This is a genomic window from Streptomyces radicis, assembly GCF_003626575.1.
Classification (GTDB): domain Bacteria; phylum Actinomycetota; class Actinomycetes; order Streptomycetales; family Streptomycetaceae; genus Streptomyces; species Streptomyces radicis.
In genome coordinates this window covers 1-6582 of record NZ_RBDY01000060.1, presented here as the reverse complement: position 1 = coordinate 6582, position 6582 = coordinate 1, and the positions used below count along the sequence as shown (strand labels likewise).

Here is a 6582-nt window from a genome sequence, read left to right as displayed (position 1 = left end):
ATGGGCAGGGTCGTGAGCGGCCCCTGTGGCTTGGCTCGTTGAAGTCGAACATCGGTCATACGCAGTCGGCTTCGGGTGTGGCGGGTGTGATCAAGGTGGTGATGGCGATGCGGCATGGGGTGTTGCCCAGGACGTTGCATGTGGATGAGCCGTCGCCGCATGTGGACTGGTCGGCGGGTGCGGTGGAGTTGTTGACCGAGGCGCGCGTGTGGGTGGCGGAGGGTCCGCGTCGGGCGGGTGTGTCCTCGTTCGGGATGAGCGGCACCAACGCCCACACCATCATCGAACAAGCACCGATCACCGACCCCGCAGAGCCCACCCCGCCGAGCTCGCCCACCCTCCCCGTCGTCCCGGTGCGGCTCTCAGGACGTGGCGACGCCGCCCTGCGCGACCAGGCCGCCGCCCTGCGCTCCCACCTCGCCGCCCACCCCGAACTCCGCCCGCTTGACCTGGCGTTCACCACGGCCACCAGCCGCGCCGCCCTCGACAGCCGCGCCATCGTCCTCGCCGGTGACCTCGACACGCTGACCACCGGCCTCGACGCCCTCGCCGAGAACCGCTCGGCCGCCCACCTCGTCACCGGAACGAGGACCAGCGGCTCGCTCGCCTTCCTGTTCTCGGGCCAGGGGAGTCAACGGCTCGGCATGGGCGCGGAGTTGTACGAAACGTTCCCGGTCTACGCGGACGCGTTCGACGCCGCCGCCGGGCACCTGGACCGCGAACTGGCCCACCCGCTACGGGAGGTGACCTTCGGCGAGGACGCGGACCTGCTGAACCGGACCGAGTTCACACAGGTGGCGTTGTTCGCGGTGGAGGTGGCGCTCTACCGGCTGGTGGAGTCCTGGGGGATCAGGCCGGATTTCCTGGCGGGTCACTCGATCGGCGAGATCGCGGCCGCCCATGTCGCGGGGGTGCTGTCCCTTGAGGACGCCTGCGCACTGGTTGCCGCGCGTGGCCGCCTGATGGGCGCGCTGCCCGAGGGAGGTGCGATGGTCGCCGTCCAGGTCCCTGAGTCCGAGGTGCTGCCGCTGCTGACCGAAGGGGTTGACGTGGCGGTGGTCAACGGCCCTGACTCGACGGTCCTTTCGGGCGACGAGGACGCGGTGCTTGCCCTGGCCGAGCGGTGGAAGCACAAGCGGCTCACGGTGAGCCATGCGTTCCATTCGCACCTGATGGACCCGATGCTGGAAGAATTCCGCGCGGTGGCCGAGTCGTTGACCTATCACCCGGCCCAACTCCCCATCGTGGGGCAGCCGGAGAGCGTGGACGCCGAGTACTGGGTCCGCCATGTCCGCGAGGCGGTCCGCTTCCACGACGCCGTGGAGCAGCTGCGCGCCGAGGGCGTGGGCACCTTCCTTGAGATCGGCCCCGACGGTGTGCTGTCCGCGATGGCCGAGGGAACGCCGACCCTCCGCAGGAACCGTCCGGAGGTGGAGTCGCTCCTCACCGCCCTGGCCACCCTCCACACCTCCGGTGTGAGCGTTGACTGGGGAGCGTTCTACAACGGCACGGGCGCCCGCCGCGTCCCGCTCCCCACCTATGCCTTCCAGCACCAGCGCTACTGGCCCGAGAACACCACCCCGGCCGACGACGCGCGCGCCGACGACACCCGCTTCTGGTCCGCGGTCGACAAGGGCGAGCTGGAGCTGGGCGACGACGCCCTCGCCACGCTCACCGAGTGGCGACGGCGGGACCAGGCCGACGCGGCCGTGTCCGCCCTGCGCTACCGCATCGACTGGACGCCCCTCACGGAGCTGCCCACCCCGGCACTCTCCGGTGACTGGGCGCTCCTCAACGCCGAGGACGCCATCGCCGACGCCCTGCGCGACCACGGCGCCACCGTCCACACCAGCCTCGACGCCGCCATCGACCTGAGGGGCATCGTGGTGGCGGGCGAGATCCATGACGCCCTCGCCGCTCTCCAGGCCCCCGGCATCGACGCACCCCTGTGGTGCCTGACCCGGGGCGCCGTCGCCATCGGCCGCTCCGACCGGGCGACCACCCCCGCCCAGGCCGCCGTCTGGGGCCTCGGCCGCGTCATCGGCCTCGAACAGCCGGACCGCTGGGGCGGGTTGATCGACCTGCCCGCCGACCCGGACACCCGGACGCTGGCCCGCCTCGTCAGCGTCCTCAACGGCGACGAGGACCAGGTCGCGATCCGCGCCTCAGGCGTCTACGCCCGCAGGCTCGCCCACGCCCCCCGCACCCGATCGGGCGACGGCTGGACCCCGCGCGGCACGGTGCTGGTCACCGGCGGCACCGGAGCCCTCGGCACCGAGACCGCCCGCTGGCTCGTCGCCTCAGGCGCCGACCGCGTCGTCCTGCTCAGCCGCGGCGGCGTGACCGCGGAAACCGACCCGCGGATCGACGCCGTGGCCTGCGACGTCACCGACCGCGACGCCGTCGCCTCGATCATCGACGACCTGCCAGACCTGACCGCCGTCGTCCACGCCGCCGGGATCAGCCGCGACACGCTGCTCCACGACCTGACCCCCGCGGCCCTCGACGAGGCCATGGCCGCCAAGGTCGTGGGCGCCGCCCACCTCGATGAGGCGCTGGGGGAGCGGGAGTTGGACGCGTTCGTCCTCTTCTCCTCCATCGCGGGCGTGTGGGGCAGCGGCGCCGGGGGCGCCTACTCCGCGGCCAACGCGTTCCTCGACGGCCTCGCCACCCACCGCCGCGCCCGCGGCCTGGCCGCGACATCGATCGCCTGGGGCCCCTGGGCGGGCGCGGGCATGGCGGCGAACGAGACCGGCGACGCCCTGCGCCGCCGAGGACTGATCGCCCTCGACCCCGCCATCGCCCTCACCGCCCTGCGGCAGGCCACCGGGGACGGCGAAACGTGCCTGACCGTCGCCGACGTCGACTGGTCCGTCTTCGCCCCCGCCTTCACCGCCACCCGCCACCGCCCGCTGATCGCCGACCTCCCCGAGGTGCGCGACGCCCTCGCCACCGAGGCCACGACCGGCGGCCAGGCCAACCGACTCGCCACGCTCGGCCACGCCGAACGCGCCCGCGAGGTACTGCACATGGTGCGCGCCGAGGCCGCCGCGGTGCTCGGCTTCTCCGGGCCCGACGAGGTCGAACCTGCCCGCGCCTTCCGGGACTTGGGATTCGACTCGCTCACCGCCGTCGAGCTGCGCAACGCCCTCACCGCCGCCATCGGCCTTCCGCTCCCCGCCACCGCCGCGTTCGACCACCCCAACGCCCAAGCCCTCGCCGCCCACTTGGCCGCCGAGCTGTCCGGCGAGGAGAACGCCCCCGACGACCGCATCCCCGCCCAGGCCCCGGTCGCCGACGACCCGATCGTGATCGTCGGCATGGCCTGCCGCTACCCCGGCGGCGTCCGCTCGCCCGAGGACCTGTGGGACCTCGTGGCGTCGGGCGACGACGCGGTGGGCGCCTTCCCGACCGACCGCGGCTGGGACCTCGACACCCTGGGCTCCGGCGCCTCCACCACCGCGCTCGGCGGATTCCTCTACGACGCGGGCCACTTCGACCCCGCCTTCTTCGGCGTGTCCCCACGCGAGGCCCTGGCCATGGACCCGCAGCAGCGGCTCCTGCTCGAGACCTCGTGGGAGGCGTTCGAACGCGCCGGTATCGCGCCGTCCGCGCTGCGCGGCAGCGCCACCGGCGTCTTCGTCGGCACCAACAACCAGGACTACGCGGCCCTGTTGGTCTCCGCGTCCGAAGAGCTCGGCGGCCATGTCGGCACGGGCAACGCCGCCAGCGTCGTCTCAGGGCGGCTCTCCTACACCTTCGGCCTCGAAGGCCCCGCCGTCACCGTCGACACCGCCTGCTCGTCCTCGCTCGTCGCCCTGCACCTGGCCGTGCAGGCGCTCCGCCAGGGCGAGTGCACCCTCGCCCTGGCGGGCGGCGTCACGGTCATGGCGACGCCCGGCACGTTCGTCGAGTTCTCCCGCCAGGGCGGCCTCGCCTCCGACGGCCGCTGCAAGGCGTTCGCGGCGGCGGCCGACGGCACGGGGTGGGGCGAGGGCGTCGGCCTCCTCCTGGTCGAACGCCTCTCCGACGCCCGCCGCAACGGCCACCCGGTCCTCGCCGTCGTGCGCGGAACGGCCACCAACCAGGACGGCGCGTCCAACGGCCTCACCGCACCCAACGGCCCCTCGCAACAGCGCGTCATCCGCGCCGCGTTGGCCAACGCGGGCCTCACCTCCGCCGATGTCGACGTGGTCGAAGGGCACGGCACCGGCACCCGCCTCGGCGACCCCATCGAGGCCCAGGCCGTTGTGGCCACCTATGGCCAGGACCGTGAACGGCCGCTGTGGCTCGGCTCGTTGAAGTCCAACATCGGCCACACCCAGTCCGCATCCGGCGTCGGCGGCATCATCAAGATGGTCATGGCGATGCGGCACGAGCTGCTGCCCAAGACCCTTCACGTCGACGAGCCGTCCCCACACGTCGACTGGTCGGCGGGCGCGGTCGAGCTGCTGACCGAGGCCCGCGAGTGGGCGGCGGAGGGCCCACGCCGCGCCGCCGTCTCCTCCTTCGGCATGAGCGGCACCAACGCCCATGTCATCGTCGAGCAGGCACCGGACGCCCCCGCCGACGAACGGCCCGACAGCCCCACCCGGACGCTGCCGATCGTGCCCGTGATCGTGTCCGGCGCCGACCCCGAGGCGCTGCGCGACCAGGCCGCGCGCCTGCGCGCGATGAACGACGTGCGCCCGCTCGACCTCGGCTACTCCACCGCGACCGCCCGAACTCCCCTGGAAGAGCGAGCCGTTGTCATCGCGGGTGACGGGGAGACACTCGACGTCGGCCTCGACGCCCTCGCCGACGGCAGGACCGCGGCCGGTGTGGTGCGCGGCACCAGGCGCGGCGGCTCCCTGGCGTTCCTGTTCTCGGGGCAGGGGAGTCAACGGCTCGGCATGGGCCGGGAGGTGTATGAGGCGTTCCCGGTGTACGCGGAGGCGTTCGACGCGGTGTGCGCGCACCTGGACACGCACCTTGAACGGCCGCTGCGGGAAGTGGTGTTCGGGGAGGACGCCGAGGCCCTGAACCGGACCGAGTTCACGCAGGTGGCGTTGTTCGCGGTGGAGGTGGCGCTGTTCCGGCTGGTGGAGTCGTGGGGGATCAGGCCGGACTTCCTGGCGGGTCACTCGATCGGCGAGATCGCCGCGGCGCACGTCGCGGGTGTGCTGTCGCTCGATGACGCGTGTGTGCTGGTGGCGGCGCGTGGTCGTCTGATGGGTGCGCTGCCCGAGGGCGGTGCGATGGTGGCGGTGCAGGCGTCGGAGTCCGAGGTGCTGCCGCTGCTGGCCGAAGGGGTTGACGTGGCGGCGGTCAACGGCCCCGATGCCGTGGCCCTTTCGGGCGATGAGCAGGCCGTGCTCGCCGTCGCCGGGCGGTGGAAGCACAAGCGGCTGCGGGTGAGCCATGCGTTCCACTCGCACCTGATGGACCCGATGCTGGAAGAATTCCGGTCGGTGGCCGAGTCGTTGACGTATCGGCCCGCCGAACTGCCCATCGCGGGCCAGCCGGAGGCCCTTGACGCCGAGTACTGGGTCCGCCATGTCCGCGACGCGGTGCGCTTCCACGACGCGATCGAGTCGCTGCGCGCCGAGGGCGTGGGCACCTTCCTGGAGATCGGCCCCGACGGCGTCCTGTCCGCGCTGGTCGACGGCACAGCCGCCCTGCGGAAGAACCGCCCGGAGGCCGAGGCCCTGATCACGGCCGTGGCCACCCTGCACGCCACCGGCACGGCGGTTGACTGGGAGTCGTTCTACAACGGCACCGGCGCGCGGACCGTCGACCTGCCCACCTATGCCTTCCAACGCCAGCGCTACTGGCCCGAGTCGGCCCCGGCCAGCACGGCCGACGACGACACGGAATTCTGGAACGCCGTCGAGAGCGGCGAACTCGCCGACCTCCTGGGCCCGGTGCTCCCCGAGCTGCGCGAGTGGCGGCGGGAACGCAACGCCCGTTCAGCAGCGGAGAGTTGGCGCTACCGCATCACCTGGAGCCCTCTCTCCGGCCTTCCCCGGCCCACGCTCACCGGCCGCTGGCTGGTCCTCGGCCCCGAGGACGACGACTCCTTGGCCGACGCGGTGATCGCGGGACTGACGCGCCACGGCGCCGAGGTCGTCACCGAGCCGACCGACGGGCTCGACGGCGTGCTGTCCCTGCGCGCCCCCGGCAACGCGGACCCCCTCGCTGGCGCCCTCGCCGACATCGCCGCCGCATGGGACGCGCCCCTGTGGCTCGCCACCCGTGGCGCGATCTCGGTCGGCGCCTCGGATCCCCTTGAGGCGCCGGATCAGACGGCGGTCTGGGGCCTGGGCCGCGTGCTCGGCCTCGAGGAGCCGGGGCGTTGGGGTGGCCTGGTCGACCTGCCCGCCGAGCTGGACGACCGGGCGTTGACCCGTCTGGTCAGCGTCCTCGGCGGAACGGAGGAGGACCAGGTGGCCATCCGGCCCTCCGGCGTCTTCGCCCGCCGTTTGGTTCGTGCGCCGCATGGTGCGGTTGAGGGTGTGTGGTCGCCGCGGGGGACGGTGTTGGTGACCGGTGGTACGGGTGTGTTGGGTCGGCGGGTGGGGGAGTGGTTGTTGGGTTCGGGTG

The 6582-nt window shown here is 73.0% G+C and carries 1 protein-coding gene; it reads left to right on the top strand.

Features of this window, described 5'->3' with window-relative positions:
• The coding region (locus tag D7318_RS32155; protein WP_120700784.1) for a type I polyketide synthase at positions 1 to 6582 on the top strand (6582 nt) is incomplete at both ends.